The sequence below is a fragment of the Edaphobacter dinghuensis genome (assembly GCF_014640335.1).
GTDB classification, from domain to species: domain Bacteria; phylum Acidobacteriota; class Terriglobia; order Terriglobales; family Acidobacteriaceae; genus Edaphobacter; species Edaphobacter dinghuensis.
Window position 1 is genome coordinate 306,932 of sequence record NZ_BMGT01000003.1, and the last position, 20,650, is coordinate 327,581.

A 20,650-nucleotide genomic window follows, 5' to 3' on the forward strand; every position below is an offset into this window, starting at 1 on the left:
CGAATGGAGCAATAAAAAGAGGGCCAAGCGGCCCTCTTTTTTATTGACGTCAATGAAAGTCTTATTGCGTGACCATGGAAGCGGAGGCCGACTCTGTTGTGCCCAGGGTGGAGGCAGCGGCGGCGCGGTCAGCGTCCCGATCAGGTCCGAGGCCGAGCTTGATGATGGCGCGGGAGTCGGGAACCAGCTTGGTCTGCCAGCCATTGTCTGCCTGATACTTCTGCATGGCGGCTGAGGTGCTGGAATCCCAATGACCAGAGGGATCAGTGAGGTAGCCTGATTTGACGAGTGCGGTTTGAATCTGGGTGGCGCGGCCGTCATCGATAGAGCGTTGACCAACTGATCGTATTGCTGCCTTCGTATGCTTGCTGTGGCTGCTGCGGGTGTGAAACAGCCTGTGATGCGATGTAGGACCACGGCGTGCATGAATGACAGCTACTCCGGGAATCGCCGTAGCGAAGATGAGACCGGAGCATAGAACGAGTTGAGTAAACCTCATGGAGCAAAACCTCAAACTTCAGTATGGAATAGACGAAGCGCTGTTTCTATTCATCGTCTGATCAGAGTATCCCGAGAGTAACCGTTTCACAATAGGAATGATATTCCCCGTTAGCAGTACTTTTTGCAGAATGGTGGACAAAAGTTCGGAGACCGGCTCTTTTTGGGAAAATTTGTCGCAATGAAGAAGGGGACGCCGGATTCGGCATCCCCTTTTCTTCGGTTTACAACCGGGTTTCTACGGCAGTGTTCCGCCGATGTAGGAGTTTCCGGAGTTCTTCTGATTTGGGAAGTGGATGACGAAGACGACGTCATCCTTGGATTTGAGGGTGGAGACGATGGCCCGGTAGCTGCCTTCGTCGGTGACGGGCTTCTTGTTGATCGCTGTGATGATCAGGCCCTTGCCCAGGTTGATCTCATCGGCGAAGGAGCCGGGGCGAACGCTGGTGATCATGACGCCGCGGCTGATTCCGGTCTTGGATGCGACATCCGGAGGAATGGCCGAGACGGTGATGCCGAGCGTGGTCTGCCCGACGTCGGATGGCTGTGGAGAGGAGTTATCGTCCCCGCCACCGGTGAGTTCGGCATAGGTTTCAGCGCGGTCGCCGATGACGACGTTGGCAACGTCCTGCTTTCCGTTGCGGATGTAGCCGAGCTTGATGGTGGAACCGATGGCCCGTGAAGAGATGTCGTTCACCAGGTCGTCGCCGCCCTTGATGGAGCGGCCATTGATGGAGACGAGGATGTCACCGGGTTGGATGCCGGCCTTGGCCGCGCCCTTGCCAGGAACGACTGTGCTGACGATCACACCATTGGTGAAGCCGTACATGCGGTTGACGGCGGAGCTGACGGCGGGCTGGAAGCTGACGCCGATAGAGCCGCGGACGACCTTATGGGTTGGCCCGATGAGATCGTTGTAGATCTTGGCGATGGTGTTGGACGGCATGGCGAACCCGAGGCCGATCGATCCCATGGACTGGGTGTAGATGGCGGTGTTCATGCCGACGACCTGACCGGCCATATCGACGAGCGGGCCGCCCGAGTTGCCGGGGTTGATGGCAGCGTCGGTCTGGATGAAGCGCTGGAACTGGCTCTGGTCGATGTTGTTGGGACCGGTCTCAGGGATCGAGCGGTCTTTGGCGGAGATGATACCGGCGGTAACGGTCTTGGAGAGATTGTAGGGGCTGCCGATGGCGAGCACCCAGTCACCGACCTGCGCTCCGTCGGAGTTGCCGAGCTTAATGGTGGGAAGGGGCTTGTCGACATCGATTTTAATGACGGCGATGTCGGTGTCCTTATCGACACCTACGACGTGAGCTGGATGGCCTTCGGAGCTGTCCTGATCGTCGGGGTCGGTGGAGAGCTTGACGTAGATCTTGTCGGCCTTGTCGACGACGTGGTTGTTGGTGATGATGTAGCCGCGGGGATCGACGATAAAGCCGGAGCCGAGAGCGCGACGCTCACCGGACATCTGTCCGCCGCCGTCATCGTCGCCCTGACCTCCGCCCTGGCCGCCGAAGAAGCGGTTGAAGAAGTCCTGCATGTCGCCCTGACCCTGATCCTGGTCGTCATCGCCATCGGGGCTCTGCTGCATACCGCGCCGGCCGCGCTTGTTGAGGTTTTGCTTGGGGATCTCTTCGGTGTTGATGTTGACGACGGCGGGGCTGACCTCTTTCACGATCTGAGAGAAGCCGTTGGAGAGCGCGACGGGGGAGGGAATGACGATCGGTTTCGCGTCCGAAGTGTCGACCTTGGCCTGTTCCTTGCCGCTGACATTTTGCGTAAGAACGGAGCCGACGAGGATTCCGATGGAGAGGGTAGCGAGGAGGGTGAAGGTCGTGGTGAGGCGGTGTGCGCGCATGCGATCCAGCAGGCTCGGAGAAGGGTTGTTTCGTATGTCCATTAGAAAGTCTGACCTCTTTTCGTGCGTTTCCATTGCGCCCGTCCGGTTCGCGGGCGAAGTCTGAGTTTAGTCAAATTGTTTTCGATACTCTCTCCGGTTAGAGGGCATCAGGGGCTTCACAGTTGTTTAGACGACAACAAGGTACAAAGGTGTACCGCGTCGATGCAGCGGATCGTGATTCGGTTCAACGAAGTTGGGTTGATCGATATGGTCAACTTTATTTTTCTCTTGGCGAAGGCCGTTGAGCTTCGATTTGCCGGATCCGTGTCCGGCTTACCGAGTCGAATCTCTTCGGAGGTACCCCCCTCTGTACTTATACTGTAAAGTCTTGCATCTAAAGGACTTAAATCGTAAAGTCTTCTTTCTAAAAGAGTTAGGCCCAGCGAGCATGCTGAGCCTATGGTTCTTTTCTACTGTCTTCTCAATGGTAGCAGATGGAAGGGAACTGATCTGCAATGCTTATCTATTTTGTTTTGTGTCGGTTATCTGTGTTCTTGGCTTGACAGGATCGCAGGACGAGCACGGTTAGCGAGTAAAGAGATCTTTGACCTGCTGCACGAAGACGTCGCGGCCCATGTCGGAGATGGCCTCGGTGAGCGGAAGCTCCTTGGGGCAGGCCTGCACGCAGTTCTGGGCGAAGCTGCACTCCTGAATGCCGCCGTCACCGGCGAGAGCGCGGAGACGCTCTTCCTTAAGGACGGAGCCGCTGGGGTCTATATTAAAGAGCTTTGCCTGAGCGATGGTGGCTGCGCCGACGAAGTTGGTGACGTCGTTGAACTGAGGGCAGACCTCCATGCAGATGGTGCAGGAGATGCAATTGGAGAGCGGGTAGCGCTGCTCCTGAATTTGAGGAGCCTGGCGTGGCCCGGCTCCGAGATCGTACGAGCCGTCGATGGGTACCCAGGCTTTGACGCGCTTGAGGTTCTCGAAGAGGACGCTGCGGTCGACGGCGAGGTCGCGGACGACGGGGAACTTGGAGAGGGGAGCGAGGGTGATGGGCTGGTCGTTATTTGGTCCGCGCAGCTTGTCGACCAGAGCCGAGCAGGCCATGCGGGCCTTGCCGTTGATGAGCATGGCGCAGGAGCCGCAGATCTCTTCGAGGCAGTTGGAGTCGTAGGTGATGGGCGTGGTCTGCTTGCCGGAGACGTCGACGGGATTGAGCGCGATCTCGCCGAGCAGCGAGGTGATGTTCATGCCGGGGCGGTAGGGAACCTCGAACTTCTCGGTGGTGGCGGGGGAGTTCGGGTTGGACTGACGCTTGATCTCGACTTTGATGCTCTGTGCCATGCAAATGCTCCCGTAAGACCGGAACTCTCCCTACGCCTTCGACGAGTAGAGAGTGTGGAGGCCTTTCTTGCTATAGATTTCATTCGCCGGCAGGGATAGATGATTGCAGCGGCGATGCCTTAACGATGGCCGATGGGCGGATGAGGTCTCGACCTCAGGGCCTTCTGCCGGTTGTTGGTGCGGATGTTGTACACAAACATATACGTGATGAAGATCGCGAATATGAGTGCAAGGACGAGATAGACGACGTGTATGCCTGACATGTCCGGTTAGATGGTGCGAACGGGTTTTTAGGCGATACGTTGGTTGCGAAAGAGGGCATACCCCAGGGGCTAAAGCCCCCGTTTTGCTGGCATCGGAGAGGCCCAAGGCTGAAGCCTTGGGGTACCTAGAAGCAAAACCGCTGAGATATCCGGAGGCAAGAACGCTTGGGTTCCTGGAGGCAAGAACGTTGGAGTGTCTGGAGGCAGGAACAAGTCTGGCCATTTCAGAGACGGATTTTGTCATGATGCCTCCTCTCTTTTATTAGGCGGTGGCGTCGTAGCGGCGCGCGCGGGGTGGTATGTGGCTGATGTCCACGGCTTCGAACTCGAAGGCGGGGGCGTCGTCTTTGAAGCTGGCTTTGGTGGTCTTGAGGAACTTTTCGTCGTTGCGGTCGGGGAAGTCGGGCTTGTAGTGTGCTCCGCGGGACTCGTCGCGGAGGCGTGCGCCCTGGACGATGACGCGGCCGAGCTGGAGCATGTTGTAGAGCTGGCGGGTGAAGGCGAAGCTGGTGTTGGCCCACTGGCTCTTGTCGGAGAGGTTGACGTTGCGATAGCGGTCGAGCAGCTCGACGATCTTGGCGTCGGCTTCATCGAGGCCCGCGTTGTAGCGGATGATGGTCGCGTGCTTGGTCATGGTCTCGCCAAGCTCGCGCCAGATCTTGAAGGGGTTTTCGGTGCCCTTGTTGTTGAGCAGGAGATTGTTGCTCTCGTTCTGGCGCTGAAGCTCGGCGGCGTGGCCACCGTCGCCTTCCTGTGCGGGGAGCGATTTGGCATAGGCCAGGGCCTGCGGCCCGGCGACGAAGCCTCCGTAAATGCATGAGAGCAGGGAGTTTGCTCCAAGGCGATTAGCACCGTGGATGGAGTAGTCGGCCTCGCCCGCGGCGAAGACGCCGGGGATGTTGGTCTGCTGATTGAAGTCGACCCAGAGACCGCCCATGGTGTAGTGCATGCCCGGAAAGATCTTCATGGGGACCTTGCGGGGGTCGTCGCCGACGAACTTCTCGTAGATTTCCAAGATGCCTTCGAGCTTGTGCTGGGCGGCGGGCGGAAGGTGCGAGACGTCGAGATAGACCATGGGCTGGCCGTCGATGCCCATGCCGTGTTCGTAGACGACCTTGAAGATGGCCCGGGTGGCTACGTCGCGGGGGACGAGGTTGCCGTACTTGGGATACCACTCTTCGAGGAAGTACCAGCGGTCGCCTTCGGGGATGGATTGCGCGGCGCGCTTGTCGTTCTTGTCCTTGGGTACCCAGACGCGGCCGCCTTCGCCGCGGGCCGACTCGGACATGAGGCGGAGCTTGTCTTCGCCGGGGATGGCGGTGGGGTGGACCTGGATGAACTCGCCGTTGGCGTAGAAGGCTCCCTGCTGGTAGAGGGCGGATTGGGCGGAGCCGGTGCAGACGACCGAGTTGGTGGACTTGCCGAAGATGGCTCCGTTGCCGCCGGTGCAGACGATGATGGCGTCGGCGGGGAAGGTGCGGGTCTCCATGGTGCGGAGGTCCATGGCGCAGATGCCGCGTGCGGCTCCCTTGCTGTCGAGGACGGCGGAGAGGAACTCCCAGCCTTCGTACTTGGTGACCTTGCCCTCGGCCTCGAAGCGGCGGACCTGCTCGTCGAGCGCGTAGAGAAGCTGCTGGCCGGTGGTGGCTCCGGCGAAGGCGGTGCGGTGGAAGAGGGTGCCTCCGAAGCGGCGGAAGTCGAGCAGACCTTCGGGGGTACGGTTGAAGGGGACGCCCATGCGGTCGAGCAGATCGATGATGGCGGGGCCTTGCTCGCACATCTGCTTGACGGGGGTCTGGTTGGCGAGGAAGTCGCCGCCGTAGACGGTGTCGTCGAAGTGGGCCCAGGTGCTGTCGCCTTCGCCCTTGAGGTTCTTGGCGGAGTTGATGCCGCCCTGCGCGCAGACGGAGTGCGAGCGCTTGACCGGGACGATGGAGAAGAGGTCGACCTTGCCGCCGGCTTCGGCGATCTTGATGACGGCGGAGAGTCCGGCGAGGCCGCCACCTACTACGATGATTCTGGGAGTTGCTGCTGCCATGAATTAGTTCCTATCCGATCGCTCGAATTAGCGTTGCAATGAATTAGGATTCGAGAAAAAAAGGTTGAAGGCCACAGTGGCCCATGCAAGTAATCCAACGAGAGCCAATGAAAAATAAGCTTGTCGCAAACGGCTTTTGGGAAATTGCTGGCGATGAAATGAGACTATCCGCAGAATATGAAATGGAGACTTGGGTCCCCAATCGCGAATTGAAAGCGCGGGATTGGCCTTGTTGGTTTGACCGATGATCTCGATCAGAATTAGAGCACCCGTTAGGAAACAGATCGCCATTACGGCTATACAGATTCCAATTCCTGCAGGATGTAGATGCATAGTTCATTGCACCTCACCAGGCTGGCTTGGATTCGTTGAGTTGGGCGGAACTGGACTTGGTGCGGGTAAAGCAATGCCGGCGGGCTGCTCCGGCATGACGTCTGCGGGGGCGTTCTGGTACTTTGGCCCGACGAAGGCGTAGATGCTGATGAGGCCCATGAGGCAGAGGGCGGAACCAGCCACGGCGCAGACGTAGCCGAACTTTTTGCGGGCCTTGTCGCCGGGGGTGATGCCCCACTTGGCGGCGAAGAGCCAGACGCCGTAGGAGAAGTGCCAGCAGGTCGCGATCATCGCAACAATATAGATAGCCAGCATCCAGGGGTTGTGGAGCTCGTGCTGGACCTTGGCGAAGGCTGCGCCGGGATGCTCGGGCAGGCTGACGCCGGAGAAGCGCTGCCGCCAGACGTGCTGGACGATGTAGGCCAGAGCGATGAGGCCGGTGACGCGCTGCATGAGGTACATCCGGTTGCCCGCCCAGGGGTAGACGTTGACGTTGGAGCGGCCACGCAGCCAGATGAAGACGCCGTATCCGGCGTGGAAGGCCAGCGGAATAAAGATGAAGGCCCACTCGAGGATGCGGACCATCGGGAGGCTGTTGAGGAACAGGACCTGCTTGGCGTAGGCGAGGGGGCCGTTGATGGCCTCGAAGTTGGAGATGATGTGCTCGATGAGGAAGGCGCCGATGGGGACGATTCCTGAGAGCGAGTGCAGTTTGCGCCAGAAGTAAGAATGGCCCTGACCGGCGCGGAGCGGTTGCACGCCGCGTAAATGGGGTGCGGCAGGGGTTGCTGGCGGTGCGGCTGCGGCCATGAGGACTCCTTGAAGATCTTGAAGGGTGCACTGCGGTAGATAGAGTGCAGCATGGTGATTATTCCGCTCGGGTCTTGTCAGCGTCAAGGAAAGCGGCTGGATTTGTGCGGTTATCGTTGTGATTGTGCGAATTTACGGTATGTTGCTTGCCAGTTCGCTGAGTAAGGCAGCGAACGCGCGGCCTCGGTGGCTGAAGGTGAGCTTGGTTTCGATATCGAGCTCGGCCATGGTTTTGCCGCGCTCGGGTAGGTAGAAGAGCGGGTCGTAGCCGAAGCCTTCGGTGCCGCGTGGGGCGGAGAGAATATCGCCTTCGACGGCACCGTGGCCGATGGCGAGGACTTTGCCGTCGCGAGCGGCGGCGAGGACGCAGTGGTAACGGGCGCTCCGCTCGGTGAGGGGAACCCCGGTGAGGAGGGAAAGGAGATAAAGATTATTGCGTTGGTCGGTGGTGAGGGGATGGGAGGTTTCAACCGGATGAAAGTGGTGGTCGTCGGCGTAGCGGGCGGAGCGGACTCCGGGTGCGCCGTGGAGGGCGTCGACTTCGAGGCCGGAGTCGTCGGCGATGACGATGGCGCCGGGAGCGAGGTTTGAGTAATAGATGGCCTTGGTTTGGGCGTTGCCTTCGAAGGTGGGTTCGTCTTCGGAAGGTGGAGGGATTTCTTTGAGGTTGGGGAGTGGGAGGAGCGAGATGTCCTGCGTGGTGGCTGCGGCGAAGTCGCGCAGTTTGCCGGGATTTGAGGTAGCAATGTAGAGGTTCATTTGTCTGGATGTAATGCTAGAGGATTTTTGTAGATGGCAAATCGTGGTGCGGAAGAAATGCGAAATACAGGGGTCTCTCCACTGCGCTTCGCTTCGGTCGAGATGACGTGTCTCTTGAGATTTAGTGGAGACGGAAGCGGACGAAGGCTACAACTCCGACGGGGTGATGGCCGTAGGTGGGGACGAGGGCTTCGGGTGCGGTGTAGGTGGTGAACTGTGCTCCGGGTGCGGCTAGCAGGTGAGGGAGGATGTGGAAGTCGAGATCGTAGCCGATGCTGTAAGCCTGTACGTGGCCGATGGGCGACTCTTCAAAGTTGGGCGGAAGATGGCTGCCGGGGGAGATGAGGAGTTCGTTGGAGCGGCCTGCGTTTTCGATGCGCGTCCAGAGATAGTTGCGCGTGCGGAACTGGAGGAGGGATTCGACGAGGTAGCTGTTCTCTTTGCTGTTGTCGGAGAGGGAGCGGGTTCGTCCCCAGAGGAGCGTGCTGGACCAGTTGCCGGTGTGGGTTGTGCCGCCGAGAGGTTTGTTGTACATGATGGAGGCGGTTTGACGTTGTTGGTCTTCGTTGGGGTAGAGGGCTTCGGGGCTGACGATGTGGGCGATGGAGTATTGGCCGCTCCAGTTTGGTGTGGGAGAAAAGGTGATGCGCGAGGAGTAGCTGTCGATGGCGTGGCCGTTGGGTGAGGGTTGGAATCCCCAGCGCTGCTCGGAGGGTTCGCCGCCGTGGAAGCCGGACTCTTCGAAGCGGAGGCCGCGCCAGGTGATGCCTCCGGTGAGGACGTTGTAGGCGATGTGGGTGGAGTCTTCCTGATGGTGGCCGAGTGCGGCGAGCGGGTCTTCGGATGCAGAGAGCCGATGCGGATAGGCGGTGGGGCCGATGGCGGGGTCTCCGATGGGCGCGGCGTAGAAGCTGAGGAGAGTTTGTTGGCCGAGGCGAATGTCGTAGAGGGCGGCGACTTCCATGAAGAAGTTGTGAGGGTGCTGGCCGTCGATGATGGGCTTGCCGAAGGCGGTCTCGCCCTGCTGGAAGAGCTCGGGATATTGACGGCCGCTGACGGTCGCGGGTTCGAGCGAGAACATTGCTCGCAAGGTGAGCTGGCCGGGGCCGAGGTGTCGCATGGCCATGGGCATGAGCCAGTTGGTGGAGAAGAGTTTGTCAGCACCGCGCGGGCCTGATTGCTGGGTGTCGGAGATGAAGGCGGTGCCGTGGAGCATCAGCATCCATGGGCCGTGGTGCGACATGAGCATGGGAGTCGGCGTGGAGGCGGGTTCGGCGCTGGTGCCGGAAGAGGTGTGGTTGAGTTCAGCTTCGATGAGCGTGGTGGGCTGGTGCATTCCGCTCATCATGCTCATCTTCTTCATCTTCATATTCATTGGCTTGGAGCCCATGTCCATGCCGGGCATATCGGGCATGTTGGGTTGCTGCGCTCGGGTGGCGAGAGGAAATAAGACGAGTGCAAAAAGCATTGCGGCGAGAGTGCGGGGCATAGCAGATTCTTCTCCTGATGATTGCTGGTCGGCGTACAGCGCAGATCGCGCTGCGTTGCGGCGAGGCGTAGGAGTGGAATCAGATGCGAAGCGTGAGGCGTGGGGGATGCGGAGGCGGCCAGACGAGTTGATCGGGAGGCGACAGGATCGCTATGGTGCCGATGCTGATCGTCGCAGTTTCGGCGAGTGAGATTTGAGCGGGATGCTCGATGGTTATGGCGGTTGTGACAGACGAAGGCTGATGATGCGCATCACAGCATACTGGAGTCTGCTGGTTGACCGGCGAATGTTTTGTGCAGTGACTGCATGAGGCAGTGTTGTGGCTCGCGACTTCCATGCACGACACTGAACTGGTGATCAACACCAGTATGCAGAGGACAGCGGCGAGATTGCGGAAGAGCTGTTTCATGCGGCACAACGATTTCTGTTCCAGTATAAATTCAGCAGGGCCGTGTCAGGGGTGTGAAATAAGCTGACGGGTAGATTGAAGAGCGGAGTTCACTATGTCAACGATGAAAGCGCATACCGAGTATCTGACGCTACACACAGACGAACGTTATGAGATGGTGCATATTACACCTCAGGTCGAAGAGATTGTGCGCCGCAGCGGCATCGACGATGGTCTTTGTTTTGTGTCTCCGATGCACATTACGGCTGCGATCTATGTGAACGACAATGAGGACGGCCTGATCGAAGATATTGGCGCGTGGCTGGAAAAGCTTGCTCCGGCATGGCCGGGATACAAGCATCACCAGACGGGCGAGGATAATGCGGATGCTCATCTGAAGGCGCTGCTGCTGCATCACGAGACGACGCTGCCGGTTACGAAGGGGCGGCTGGATCTGGGGACGTGGCAGCGTATTTTTTATGCGGAGTTCGATGGGCAGCGGCCCAAGCGCGTCATCGTGAAGTTGCTGGGTGTCGCAAAAGGATGATGTCGACGCGGCGATTTTGAGCGCGGCCCTCAGCGGTGCTGTTGCTGGCGACGGGATGGAATTCGGCATAACCGGCGGCGGAGAGATTGGCGGGATCGATGGGGCCGCGTTCGAGCAGAAGACGTGCGATGGCTGTGGCGCGCGCGGTGGATAACTCCCAGTTAGTGGGGAACTGTGAGTTGTGGATGGGAACGTTGTCGGTGTGGCCTTCGATGCGTAGCGGGCCTTGGGGCAAGGTCATCGCCAGGCTCGACAGCATGGGGATGGAGGCGGCGCGGACTTCGGCTGAACCGGAGGGAAAGAAGCCGGCTTCGTGCAGCGAGATGACGAGGCCATCGGTCGTGATGCGCATGGTTACGCTGCCGGGTGGAATGTGGCCTGCGGCGATTTGTTCGGCGAGAAGTTTGTTGAGATGCTTTTCGGTCTCCTCCGCAGTTTCGATTCGGACTGAGGGAAGCGGAAGGGGAAGGGCAGCGGGCGTTGTGTTGACCGGGGCGGCATGACGGTCTGTTAATGGCGGCGTCTTCGAGTGGGCTTCAAAGACGCCCATCGGTGTGAACGCGCTCTGCATGGCCTCCGAGAGCTCGGTCTGCTTTGCTTTATTTGACTGACTGGAGGCGAAGAGGACGACGAAAAATGCGAAGAGCAGCGTGATGAAGTCGGCATAGGAGACCAGCCAGCGCTCGTGATTGACGTGCTCGTGCTTCTTCTTGCGGCTCATGCTGTGACGACCTCGGTTAGTTTGTCGGGTTTGCTATCGAAGAGGAAGGTGCGAAGCTTGGTCTCGATCATGCGTGGATTCATCCCTTCGAGAATGGAGATTACGCCTTCGAGCATCATCTCTTTAATCATCTGTTCTTCGCGTTGGCGAATCTTGAGCTTGCCTGCGGCGGGAAGGAAGACGAGGTTTGCGAGCGCCACGCCATAGATGGTAGCGACGAAGGCTACGGCGATGCCGCGGCCGACCTCGTCGATGTTGTTGAGGTGCTGCATGACTTGAATCAGTCCGATGACGGCGCCGATGATGCCGACTGTGGGAGAGTATCCACCGGCAGCTTCGAAGACCTGCGGAATCTTCTCTTCCATCTCGGTCTTGTTGTCGATCTCCATTTGCATGATCTTGCGGACTTCGGTGGGTTCGGTGCCGTCGATCGCAAGGGTCAGCGCTTGTTTGAGGAAGGGATCGGCGACTGTGGAGAGATCCTGATCGAGCGAGACGATGCCGCTTCTTCGCGCCTTGTTGGCGAACTTTACGATTTGGGCTACGACCTCTTCACCATCGGAGCCGTGCGACCGGAAGATGGTCATCGCCTGCTTTAATGCAGTCATGAAGATCTTCAGAGGAAACTGAAGCAGGACCGCGCCCATGGTGCCTCCGACGACGATCATCGCCGCCGTTGGCTGGGTGACCTGCGAGATGCTGCCGCCTTCGATCATCATGCCGGCCATGATGCCGATGATGGCAAGTGCGATGCCACCGATGCTGGCGAAATCCATAAAAGATCCTCTCTGATGCTTAGTCTTTCGACTTTTGGTGTTCGATATCACGGACCGTCTTTTGCGCGTCGCAGGCGGACTTCGCGCCAAGTGCGGTAGCGGCTTCGGGCCACGCTGCCGCAAGAACGTGGGCGCGGTATTCGAGAGTGCGCAGCAGAATTTCGTTCGAAGGCTCGAGCACAACCAGCTTTTCGCCAGTGACCAGCGTGAGTACGGTGTCGGGTGCGGATTCAGCGTATTTGATCAGGTCGCAGTTGACGATAAGGCGACTGCCGTTGAGGCGTGTCAGTTCGATCATGCGGGAGAGGCCCTCTGTCTCTTACATCGGCAGGGAGGGCCCTTATCAATAGGAGCAGAGGAGCGAACTGACCAAAGGTAATGCTGGGGCTAAAGTGCTTATCCGCGAGGCCGATGAGGGCTGTGAACGCGGAGTCTTCCGCAAGGTGAACCGAAGCTTCTTACTGCCGATGTCGGTAGGGTGAGATTTCGGATCGGCACCCGGGGACAGGCTTCGTGGTAGTTCAAATCGAGCAATACAGGAGTGTCTCTACATGTCCTTGGGTGTCTTGAACAACATCGCAGCAATCTATGCACAGAACAATCTGAACCAGACGCAGAATAGTCTTCAGAATGTTCTTCAGCAGCTCTCCTCCGGTTCGCGCATCAACAGCGGCGCGGACGATGCGGCCGGTCTTGCTCTGGCAGACGGCCTTCATGCAAACGAAGCGGCACTGACGCAGTCCTCGCAGAATGCCACCTCTGGCGTTGGCCTGTTGCAGACTGCCGACGGCGCGCTTTCGCAGGTGACCAATCTGTTGAATCGCGCAGTGACACTCGCGACCGAGGCGGCCAACGGAACGCTGAACTCGAGCCAGATTGGATCGGCTAACCAGGAGTACCAGAACATCCTGACTGAGATCGGCAACATTGGATCGACGACCAACTTCAACGGCAACAATGTATTTACCAATACAGCAACGAACGTGTTTGTCAGCGACGGAACGGCTTCGGGCGCAACAACGTTTCAGGAGCTGGTTGGTTCGTTGAGCGACGCGAGCGTGGGTACATCTACCGCAACGACCACTGCCGGTACGACGACAGCGATCACCAATCCGACACCGACGGTTCCGACGGCAACAACCTCTGGAACCGCTACGTTTGGCTTCAGCTCGGCAGCAGATACTGTATCCGGTACCCTCAAGATCGCTGTGGGGGCTGGCGGAGCTGTTACGGAGAACTTTGCAACCGGTACGACGCTTGCCGAGGCCGTTGGCCAGCTGAACGACGACGTGTCCTTCAGGACTGCGGGATTGGTCGCAAGCCAGAGTCCCACGTCGCCGAATAACTTGATCATCACCGGTCCAACCGGTGTGGCGAACACCCTTACCTTGACGGGAACGGCACTCTCTGACACTACTGCTTCGGTGACCACACCGGGCGCGGGCGTGAACCTTGCCGGAACATCGCTTACCTCGGCAAGCGCATCGGCGGTGCTGACCAATGTCACCAATGCGCTGCAGGATGTTGCGTACCAGCGAGGCAACATCGGTGCCAGCATTAACGAGTTGAATGCTGCTTCTAACGTTGCCAGCGCGGAGTCTGTGAACCTGACCTCAGCCGAGGACAGCGTTCGTTCGACCAACTATGGCCAGGCGACCAGCAGCATGGCTTCGCTCCAGGTGCTGAGCCAGACCGGTATCAGCGCTCTGGCGCAGGCGAACAGCGTGCAGCAGGAGATCTTGAAGCTGTTGCAATAAATCGTTCGAAGTTGCGGCAGCTGCTGGTTTTTCAGCGGCTGCCGCAACTTTATTTTTGAAATCTTAGCCGCGTCTAATTTGCCGGACGCAAGGTTGGCTCTGGGATTGCTACTGCTGTAGTCAACGGCGAGTAAAAGGTGCGATGGGTACAGTCGGAATAAACTTTGGTGCGGCAAGCAGCGGACAGGGCTTCGACGTGGCCTCTACGGTCACTGCGATTTTGGCGAGTCAAAAGGCGATTGAGACTCCCTGGACGACCCAACTGGCTTCGCTACAGGCACAGGACACTGTCTTTACGACGCTTGGAACTGATCTCTCGTCGCTAACGACGGCGATGCAGGCGCTCACCGACTTCAGCGGCGTTTTTTCAGAGAAGCAGGGCTCGAGTTCGAATACAGATGTTTTGTCATTAACTTCGGCCACGACGAGCGCCACTGCAGGCAGCCATACTATTTTGGTGAACAAGCTCGCGCAAGTATCGTCGGAATACTCCGATACGCTTGCGAGCGCGACGGATACGCTCTCCGGCAGCTTAACCATTCAGGGAGATACGATCACGATCGGCAGCAGCAACAATACGCTTGCGACGCTTGCGAGCGCGATCAATTCGGCCAATATCGGCGTAAATGCGAGTGTCGTTACGGACAGCACCGGTTCGAGGCTCTCCCTGGTGAGTACTACCAGCGGCTCAGCCGGACAACTTACCATTTCGGGTGCGTTGACCGACGCAACGACGAGTACGAGCATTGGGTTCCATACCGGGCAGACCGGCCAGGATGCCAGTCTGACGGTTGATGGAATCGCGCTCACCAGCGGCTCCAATACTGTGACCACGGCGATTCCGGGGGTTACCTTTCAACTGTTGTCGACTTCTGCTAATCCGGTGCAAGTGCAGATCACGAATGGCACGACCGATGTTTCCACTGCCGTCAGTAATATCGTCACTGCTTACAATGCGGTGATCAAAGACATCAAAGGGCAGGAAGCAAATGATTCGAGCGGAAATCCAGAGCCACTTTTTGGAAGCCCCACCTTGTCCTTACTGCAAAACCAGCTATCGAGCGCTCTTATCAGCGGAGCTGCGAGCGGTTCTATCAGTAGTATCACTCAATTGGGGATTGGATTTAATCAGGATGGAACGCTGACGCTGAATGGAGACACACTCAATAACGCGCTGGACAACAACTTCTCTGACGTTACCGGATTCTTCCAGAACGCCAGCAGCTTTGGCCAGACGTTTGTCACGACGCTGAATAATTTAGGGACGCAGGCACCCGATGGAGCGATCTATCTTGCGCAACAGCAGAACAGCGCGGAGGAGGCTGCGCTCAATCTTAGCGTCAGCAACGAAGAAGCGCTTCTGGCGACAGAGCAGACGAACCTTACGACAGAACTGAATACTGCCAATCAGGTTCTGCAATCGATCCCCAGCCAGCTAAACGAGGTCAACGAACTGTATAGCGCCGTGACGGGCTACAACACGGGAAATGGAGGATAGCCAAGTGGGCGAGATGAGTTATCAGCAGCAGGCTTTGGTGGGTGCAACCGGCGTGGAGCTTGTGGTCGCGCTCTACGATGCGGCGATCCGTTTTCTCTACAGGGCCATGCAGTGCGTGGAAGAGGATGATGTTCGCGGCCGCCGCATCGCCGTAAAGAAGGTGGTCGACATTCTGATGTATCTGCAGGCGCGGCTTCGGCCAGATCTTGGCGGAAGCGTTGCCACATCGCTTGCCGATTTCTATGCGACGATGTTCACGATGACGCTGGAGGCATCGCACATTGCGTCGAAGGAGCAGTTTGAAGAGGTGATTGCCTGCGTCAGAAATGTTCGGGATGCATGGGTGATTGTCGCGCGCGATCCGGAGGCTGGAAAGGTGCTGCCCAGGGAGCTGCGGACGAGAGAAGAAAAATTTTTGCCGGTTGCAGAGGTGCGCGCAGCAGACAGCGAGGCTAGCGTCTCACGCTGGCTGGCATAGTCAGGTTGTAACTGAGAGCTCTTCTTCGAGGCGTTGCTTCTCAAAGAGGCTGGTGTAGTAGCCATTTCGCGCCAGCAGCTCGTCGTGGGTACCGCGTTCTGCGATAGTGCCGTTGACCAGAACGGCGATCTGATCGGCATTGCGTGCGGTCGAGATACGGTGCGAGATGAAGACGGTGGTGCGGCTCCCCATTCCCTGGCGCAGGCCGTTCAGGATGCGCTCTTCGGTATAGGTGTCAACGCTGGCGAGCGCATCGTCGAGGATAAGGATGCGGGGATTGCGAATGACGGCGCGCGCGATAGAGGTGCGCTGCTTCTGTCCGCCTGAGAGCGTCACCCCGCGCTCACCAACCATCGTCTCGAACCCTTTGGGAAACTCGAGGATCTCGGTGCTGATGTGGGCCGTTGTGGCGGCCTCTTCGATCTCCTCCATGGTCGCATCCGGTCTGCCAAAGGCGATGTTCTTGCGGATGGTCTCTGAGAAGAGAAAGGTCTCCTGAGGCACGAAGCCGATGCTCTTGCGAAGTTCGGCAAGCGTGAAGTGGCGAATGGGCTGGCCGTCGATGAGCACTGTGCCGACAGGCGCATCATGCAGGCGGGGGATAAGGCTGACCAGCGTGGACTTGCCTGAGCCGGTGGGGCCTACGATCGCAAGACTTGTGCCGGCGGGAATATGCAGGTCGATGTTGTGGAGAACCTCAGGCGCATTTGGATAGGCGAAGCTGAGGTTGCGGAACTCGATATCTCCGGTGATCGGATCGTCGACAGCAGAAGGGGCATCTGCAATGGACGGTTTTTGCTGAAGCAGCTCGTCGATGCGGACGACTGAAGCAGTGCCGCGCTGGAAGAGGTTGACGACCCAGCCGACGGCGATCATGGGCCAGGTGAGCTGCACCATATACACAATGAACGAGGTGAACTGGCCGACGGAGATGCGGTGGGCGACGACCTCGTGACCGCCTACCAGCAGGGTGATCATGAGCGATAGACCAAGAACGAACTCGAGCGTTGGCCAGAGCATGGCCATGAGACGGACGAGATAGAGGCTGCGCTTGATGTACTCCTGATTGGCAGCTTCAAAAGAAGCTATCTCTGCCTCTTCCTGAACGAAGGCGCGGATGAGGCGCGCTCCGGAGAAGTTCTCCTGGGCCTTGGCGGAGATGTCGGAGAACATGGCTTGGATGCGCTCGAAGCGGCGATGGATGCGGTTGCCGAAGTATTGAACAAGGACTGAGGCGATGGGGAGGGGAACGAAGGCGCAGAGCGTCAGCTTGGGGCTGATGCGAATCATGAAAGGCAGCGCGGCGGCGGTAAAGACGATGGTGTTGGCGCTGTACATGATGGCCGGGCCGAGAAGCATGCGCACGGCGTTGAGGTCGTTGGTGGTGCGGGCCATGATGTCGCCGGTGCGATGCGTATGGAAGAAGCTCGCAGACTGGCGCTCGAGGTTGGAGAAGAGATCGTTGCGCAGATCGTATTCGATGTCGCGCGAGGCGCCGATGATGACCTCACGCGTAATGTAAAGAAAGATTGCGGCAAAGATTGCGATGATAAGCAGTCGAAGCGCATGGTGGACGACCTTGGCTTCGGTGAGGCCATGTTGCATGTCGTCGACAGCGCTGCCGATGACCAGTGGGATGAGAATCTTGATGACGTTATAGAAGATGACGGCGATGCCGCCCCAGGCGAGACTCTTCCAGTATCGCTTGAGGTACGGAAATAGCGGTCTAAGTTGATCGAGCATAAAAATAACTGAAAACTTACTCGGAAAATCTGATCTAAGTCGCTGCAAAATTAGACGCGGCTAGAGGCTCTCTGGATGCGGAGAAGTCTGTAGCTGCGTGGCAGGTGCTGGGTTTGTCTGCTGAGACGGCTGTTCTGACGGCGTGGGCGTGGGAGCAGGCTGTTCCGGCGGATTGTCGGACATCGCTACCAGCTCGACATCGAAGACGAGATTTGCTTTGGCGGGGATGACGGGCGGACGGCCCAGCTCTCCGTACGCAAGCTGGTACGGAATGTAGAGGCGACGCTTGCCGCCCACATGCATGCCCTCGAACCCTGTGTCCCAGCCGATGATGACGCGCTTGGCCCCGTAGGGGAAGGTGATCGGTGCACCGCCGGGATGATCATAAGAGGAGTCGAACTTGGTGCCGTCGGTAAGCCAGCCGGTGTAGCGGACGGTGTACCACTTATGCGGCTCCGCGAGCGCTCCCTTGCCGACAACGATGTCGACGTACTTCAGGGTGTAGAGCGTCTTGGGAATCCCGGGGACGCGTGGGATTTTAGAGACGGCAGTTGTCGCAGTGTGATGATGAACAACTGCGGCTGCCTTGTGGGTCGTGGTCTGGGCAGTGGCGGAGACGGCAACCAGCAGGACGAGCGAAGAGAAGATCGGCTTCATGAAAGGTCTCTGTTTTTAGGAAAGGGCTAGGCCAGCGTGATGGTTGCGTCGTTGAGGTGTTCGCGCAGCAGGCGCTGAGTGAGGGTCTTCAGATCTTCTCCGGTTTTTGGGAGGACGAAGGCACTTGCGCTTTCTGACCACTCGAGCTTGAAGCTGGTGGAGGTGGCAGAGATCCAGAGCTGGCGGACGGGAGTATTCGGCGTGAGCACGAATTTGCTGGTGCCGTCTTCGAAGAGAATGTTGAGGACGCCATTGTTTTCCTCAGCCTCAAATGCCTCGGATTCCTCTTCGGCAGCGATGAGGGATTGCTTGAGGGCTTCGAGGGCGCGGTCGGATTCACGGCGGAATGTCGTTTCGTCGAGCATGCGTTTAGTTTAGCGCGGGTGGGCCGCGAGAGATTTTTCCAGATCGTTTGCAGCTAGGATGGGAAGATATCCATGGCTGATCCTAAAGTTCTCTCTCCTGAAATTCTTCTTCATATTGCTACTTCGTTAAATGTGCCCATGCGTGGGCTGGTCGCTGTCATTGAACTGCTCAACGAGGGCGGAACAGTTCCGTTTATTGCGCGATATCGTAAAGAGGCTACGGGAAATCTGGACGAAGTCCAGATTCGCGATATCGAAGAGAAGCTGGCTTACTTCCGCGACCTTGTGGCTCGGCGCGAGACGATTCTTGCCTCCATTCTGGAGCAGGGCAAGCTGACCGATGAGTTGAAGGCGCGCATCGAGGCGACGCTCGATAAGAGTGAGCTTGAAGACCTTTATCTTCCTTACAAGCCGAAGCGACGGACCAAGGCCACGATTGCGCGCGAGAAGGGACTGGAGCCGCTGGCGCTTTACCTGATGGCGCAGGAGGCGGGGCCGCAGCCGCTGGCAGAGATGGCCGCAGGCTTTGTGGATGCGACGAAAGAAGTGAACAGCGTAGATGAAGCGCTGGAGGGTGCGCGACACATTGTTGCCGAGATGTTGAGCGAGGATGCCGACCTGCGCAAGGCGCTGCGGCAGCTAATGTTCGACGAAGGTATTGTGGTGAGCCGCAAGGCGATCGATGCGGTCGACGAGCAGGAAAAGTTCAAGATGTACTACGAGTATCGTGAGCCGGTGAAGACGATTCCGTCGCATCGTATGCTGGCGGTTCGCCGGGGCGAGAGCGAGTCGGTGCTCTACTTCCTGATCGAGATGGAGCCTCTGCGTGCGCTTGGCGTGATGCAATCGCGCGTATTGCGGAGAGCGGGCGATTGGACGGTGCATCTCGAACAGGCGATGGAAGATGCGTGGAAGCGGTTGTTGAATCCTTCGATTCAAGGGGAGCTTCGGTTGGAGTTGAAGAAGCGTTCGGATACGGATGCGATTCAGGTGTTTCGCGATAATCTTCACCATCTGCTGCTGGCTCCGCCTGCCGGGCCGATCTCGATTTTGGGGATCGATCCGGGGCTGCGTACGGGTTGCAAGGTTGCTGTGGTCGACCAGACGGGCAAGTTTCTCGCAAATGATGTGCTTTATCTGCATACGTCAAAGGGCGCTGCGGATAGCGCGGCCAAGGTATTGGAGAAGCTGCTGGTCGAGCACAATGTTCGCGCGATTGCGATCGGCAATGGAACGGCTTCGCGAGAGACGGATGCCTTTGTGCGCGACTTTCTGCGCGAGCATCGGCTGGACAATATCTTTTCTGTCACGGTGAGCGAGTCGGGTGCCAGCATCTATTCGGCGTCGGATATTGCGCGACAGGAGTTTCCTGATCTTGACCTGACGGTGCGTGGCGCGATCTCGATTGCGCGGCGGTTGCAGGACCCGCTGTCGGAGCTGGTGAAGGTCGATCCCAAGTCGATTGGGGTGGGGCAGTATCAGCATGACGTCGATCAGCGGCAGTTGCAGCAGTCGTTGGAGGCAGTGATCGAGAGCTGCGTGAACCGCGTGGGCGTTGATCTCAACACCTCTTCATGGACGTTGCTGCGTTATGTCTCGGGGATTACGGAGCGGACGGCGCTGAATATTGTGAGCTATCGCAACGAGCATGGGCAGTTTCGTTCGCGCGCTGAGCTGAACAAGGTCTCCGGCATTGGAGCGAAGACGTTTGAGCAGGCGGCAGGATTTTTGCGGATAAGGGATGGAGAGAATCCGTTGGATATGACGGCAGTGCATCCTGAGTCGTATGGCGTGGTGGAGGAGATTGCAAAGTCGCTGGATGCTCCGGTAGGTGAGCTGATTCGCAGACCGGAGCTGCTGGCGAAGGTGGATGCGAAACAGCTTTCGGCGGGAACTTATACGCTGAAGGACATTCTCGAGGAGCTGAAGAAGCCGGGGCGCGACCCTCGCGATAAATTTGTTGCTCCGAGTTTCAACGATACGGTGCGCGAGTTTACCGATGTGCAGCCGGATATGGTGTTGGAAGGCGTAGTGACGAACGTGACCAAGTTCGGCGCGTTCGTCGACATCGGTGTGCACCAGGATGGGCTGGTGCATGTCAGCGAGTTGTCGAACCGGTTTATCAAAGATCCGTCAGAGGCGGTGAAGGCCGGACAGATCGTGAAGGTCAAGGTGCTGAGCGCGGATGCAAAAACGAAGCGGATTGCCTTGTCGATGAAAGCGTTGATGGGACCGGCCCAGCGAGCACCGAGAGAGGCTCCGAAGAAGCCGGAGATCTCGATGAGCGATAAGTTGAATCTGCTAGCTACAAAGTGGAAGGTCTCTTAGTGTGTTGCCGCC

The 20,650-nt window shown here is 58.2% G+C and carries 20 protein-coding genes; 5 read left to right on the plus strand and 15 right to left on the minus strand.

Translation table 11 applies throughout. The features are described 5' to 3' along the window. Nucleotides 1–61: 61 nt before the first annotated feature. From IEW09_RS18700 to IEW09_RS13265, 9 genes are all read right to left on the minus strand, one after another. A complete protein-coding gene (locus IEW09_RS18700; protein ID WP_229739308.1) occupies nucleotides 62–499 on the minus strand; it encodes a peptidoglycan-binding protein in 438 nt (145 codons plus the stop codon). 237 nt (nucleotides 500–736) lie between these two features. Continuing rightward, complete coding sequence (locus IEW09_RS13230; RefSeq protein WP_188554685.1) at nucleotides 737–2,401, minus strand: trypsin-like peptidase domain-containing protein; 1,665 nt, start codon at nucleotides 2,399–2,401, stop codon at nucleotides 737–739. 525 nt (nucleotides 2,402–2,926) lie between these two features. Continuing rightward, nucleotides 2,927–3,688, minus strand: coding sequence for a succinate dehydrogenase iron-sulfur subunit (sdhB, locus tag IEW09_RS13235; protein WP_188554686.1), 762 nt, complete (start codon nucleotides 3,686–3,688; stop codon nucleotides 2,927–2,929). A 119-nt stretch (nucleotides 3,689–3,807) separates the two neighbouring features. Next, nucleotides 3,808–3,951, minus strand: coding sequence for a hypothetical protein (locus tag IEW09_RS13240; RefSeq protein ID WP_188554687.1), 144 nt, complete (start codon nucleotides 3,949–3,951; stop codon nucleotides 3,808–3,810). 262 nt (nucleotides 3,952–4,213) lie between these two features. Further along, nucleotides 4,214–5,989: a succinate dehydrogenase flavoprotein subunit gene (gene sdhA / locus IEW09_RS13245; RefSeq protein WP_188554688.1), complete on the minus strand. Its 1,776-nt coding sequence runs from the start codon at nucleotides 5,987–5,989 to the stop codon at nucleotides 4,214–4,216. A gap of 336 nt (nucleotides 5,990–6,325) precedes the next feature. Beyond that, nucleotides 6,326–7,132, minus strand: a complete 807-nt coding sequence (locus IEW09_RS13250; RefSeq protein ID WP_188554689.1) for a succinate dehydrogenase/fumarate reductase transmembrane subunit — start codon at nucleotides 7,130–7,132, stop codon at nucleotides 6,326–6,328. Between the two features lie 132 nt (nucleotides 7,133–7,264). Next, nucleotides 7,265–7,891: a non-canonical purine NTP pyrophosphatase gene (locus tag IEW09_RS13255; RefSeq protein ID WP_188554690.1), complete on the minus strand. Its 627-nt coding sequence runs from the start codon at nucleotides 7,889–7,891 to the stop codon at nucleotides 7,265–7,267. A gap of 121 nt (nucleotides 7,892–8,012) precedes the next feature. After that, on the minus strand, nucleotides 8,013–9,380 hold the full coding sequence (locus IEW09_RS13260; RefSeq protein ID WP_188554691.1) for a hypothetical protein: 1,368 nt from the start codon (nucleotides 9,378–9,380) through the stop codon (nucleotides 8,013–8,015). 79 nt (nucleotides 9,381–9,459) lie between these two features. Next, entirely contained in the window at nucleotides 9,460–9,789 is a 330-nt protein-coding gene (locus IEW09_RS13265; protein WP_188554692.1) for a hypothetical protein, read from the minus strand. A gap of 94 nt (nucleotides 9,790–9,883) precedes the next feature. Here IEW09_RS13265 and IEW09_RS13270 point away from each other — a divergent pair, with 94 nt between their 5' ends. Further along, the gene (locus IEW09_RS13270; protein ID WP_229739309.1) at nucleotides 9,884–10,315 is read left to right on the plus strand and encodes a secondary thiamine-phosphate synthase enzyme YjbQ; all 432 of its coding nucleotides are present in this window, start codon (nucleotides 9,884–9,886) and stop codon (nucleotides 10,313–10,315) included. On the opposite strand, the gene IEW09_RS13275 is transcribed toward IEW09_RS13270, so the two are convergent. From IEW09_RS13275 to IEW09_RS13285, 3 genes are read right to left on the minus strand one after another with little or no spacing between them, the layout of a single operon-like run. Next, nucleotides 10,281–11,036, minus strand: coding sequence for a flagellar motor protein MotB (locus IEW09_RS13275; RefSeq protein WP_188554693.1), 756 nt, complete (start codon nucleotides 11,034–11,036; stop codon nucleotides 10,281–10,283). The two genes, IEW09_RS13270 and IEW09_RS13275, sit on opposite strands and share 35 nt — an antisense overlap. Next, complete coding sequence (locus IEW09_RS13280) at nucleotides 11,033–11,812, minus strand: flagellar motor protein (protein ID WP_188554694.1); 780 nt, start codon at nucleotides 11,810–11,812, stop codon at nucleotides 11,033–11,035. Before IEW09_RS13280 ends, IEW09_RS13275 begins: the two co-directional genes overlap by 4 nt. Nucleotides 11,813–11,831: 19 nt before the next feature. Beyond that, the gene (locus IEW09_RS13285) at nucleotides 11,832–12,110 is read right to left on the minus strand and encodes a flagellar FlbD family protein (RefSeq protein WP_188554695.1); all 279 of its coding nucleotides are present in this window, start codon (nucleotides 12,108–12,110) and stop codon (nucleotides 11,832–11,834) included. A 253-nt stretch (nucleotides 12,111–12,363) separates the two neighbouring features. Between IEW09_RS13285 and IEW09_RS13290 the strand changes: the two genes are divergently transcribed. From IEW09_RS13290 to fliS, 3 genes are all read left to right on the plus strand, one after another. Further along, nucleotides 12,364–13,569: a flagellin N-terminal helical domain-containing protein gene (locus IEW09_RS13290; protein ID WP_188554696.1), complete on the plus strand. Its 1,206-nt coding sequence runs from the start codon at nucleotides 12,364–12,366 to the stop codon at nucleotides 13,567–13,569. Between the two features lie 142 nt (nucleotides 13,570–13,711). Then, nucleotides 13,712–15,067, plus strand: coding sequence for a flagellar filament capping protein FliD (gene fliD / locus IEW09_RS13295; protein WP_188554697.1), 1,356 nt, complete (start codon nucleotides 13,712–13,714; stop codon nucleotides 15,065–15,067). A gap of 13 nt (nucleotides 15,068–15,080) precedes the next feature. After that, nucleotides 15,081–15,545, plus strand: a complete 465-nt coding sequence (gene fliS, locus IEW09_RS13300; protein WP_188555249.1) for a flagellar export chaperone FliS — start codon at nucleotides 15,081–15,083, stop codon at nucleotides 15,543–15,545. Here the strand turns inward: fliS and IEW09_RS13305 are convergent, their stop codons facing one another. Genes IEW09_RS13305 through cyaY form a run of 3 tightly spaced genes read right to left on the minus strand, consistent with a single transcriptional unit; the run spans nucleotide 15,546 to nucleotide 18,310 of the window. Then, complete coding sequence (locus tag IEW09_RS13305) at nucleotides 15,546–17,288, minus strand: ABC transporter ATP-binding protein (RefSeq protein WP_188554698.1); 1,743 nt, start codon at nucleotides 17,286–17,288, stop codon at nucleotides 15,546–15,548. Between the two features lie 60 nt (nucleotides 17,289–17,348). Then, nucleotides 17,349–17,945: an FKBP-type peptidyl-prolyl cis-trans isomerase gene (locus IEW09_RS13310; protein ID WP_188554699.1), complete on the minus strand. Its 597-nt coding sequence runs from the start codon at nucleotides 17,943–17,945 to the stop codon at nucleotides 17,349–17,351. Nucleotides 17,946–17,971: 26 nt separating this feature from the next. Beyond that, nucleotides 17,972–18,310 (minus strand): iron donor protein CyaY, encoded by a 339-nt coding sequence (cyaY, locus tag IEW09_RS13315; RefSeq protein WP_188554700.1) that lies wholly within the window; start codon nucleotides 18,308–18,310, stop codon nucleotides 17,972–17,974. A 72-nt stretch (nucleotides 18,311–18,382) separates the two neighbouring features. Between cyaY and IEW09_RS13320 the strand changes: the two genes are divergently transcribed. Further along, nucleotides 18,383–20,638, plus strand: coding sequence for a Tex family protein (locus tag IEW09_RS13320; RefSeq protein ID WP_188554701.1), 2,256 nt, complete (start codon nucleotides 18,383–18,385; stop codon nucleotides 20,636–20,638). The last annotated feature ends 12 nt before the right edge of the window (nucleotides 20,639–20,650 follow it).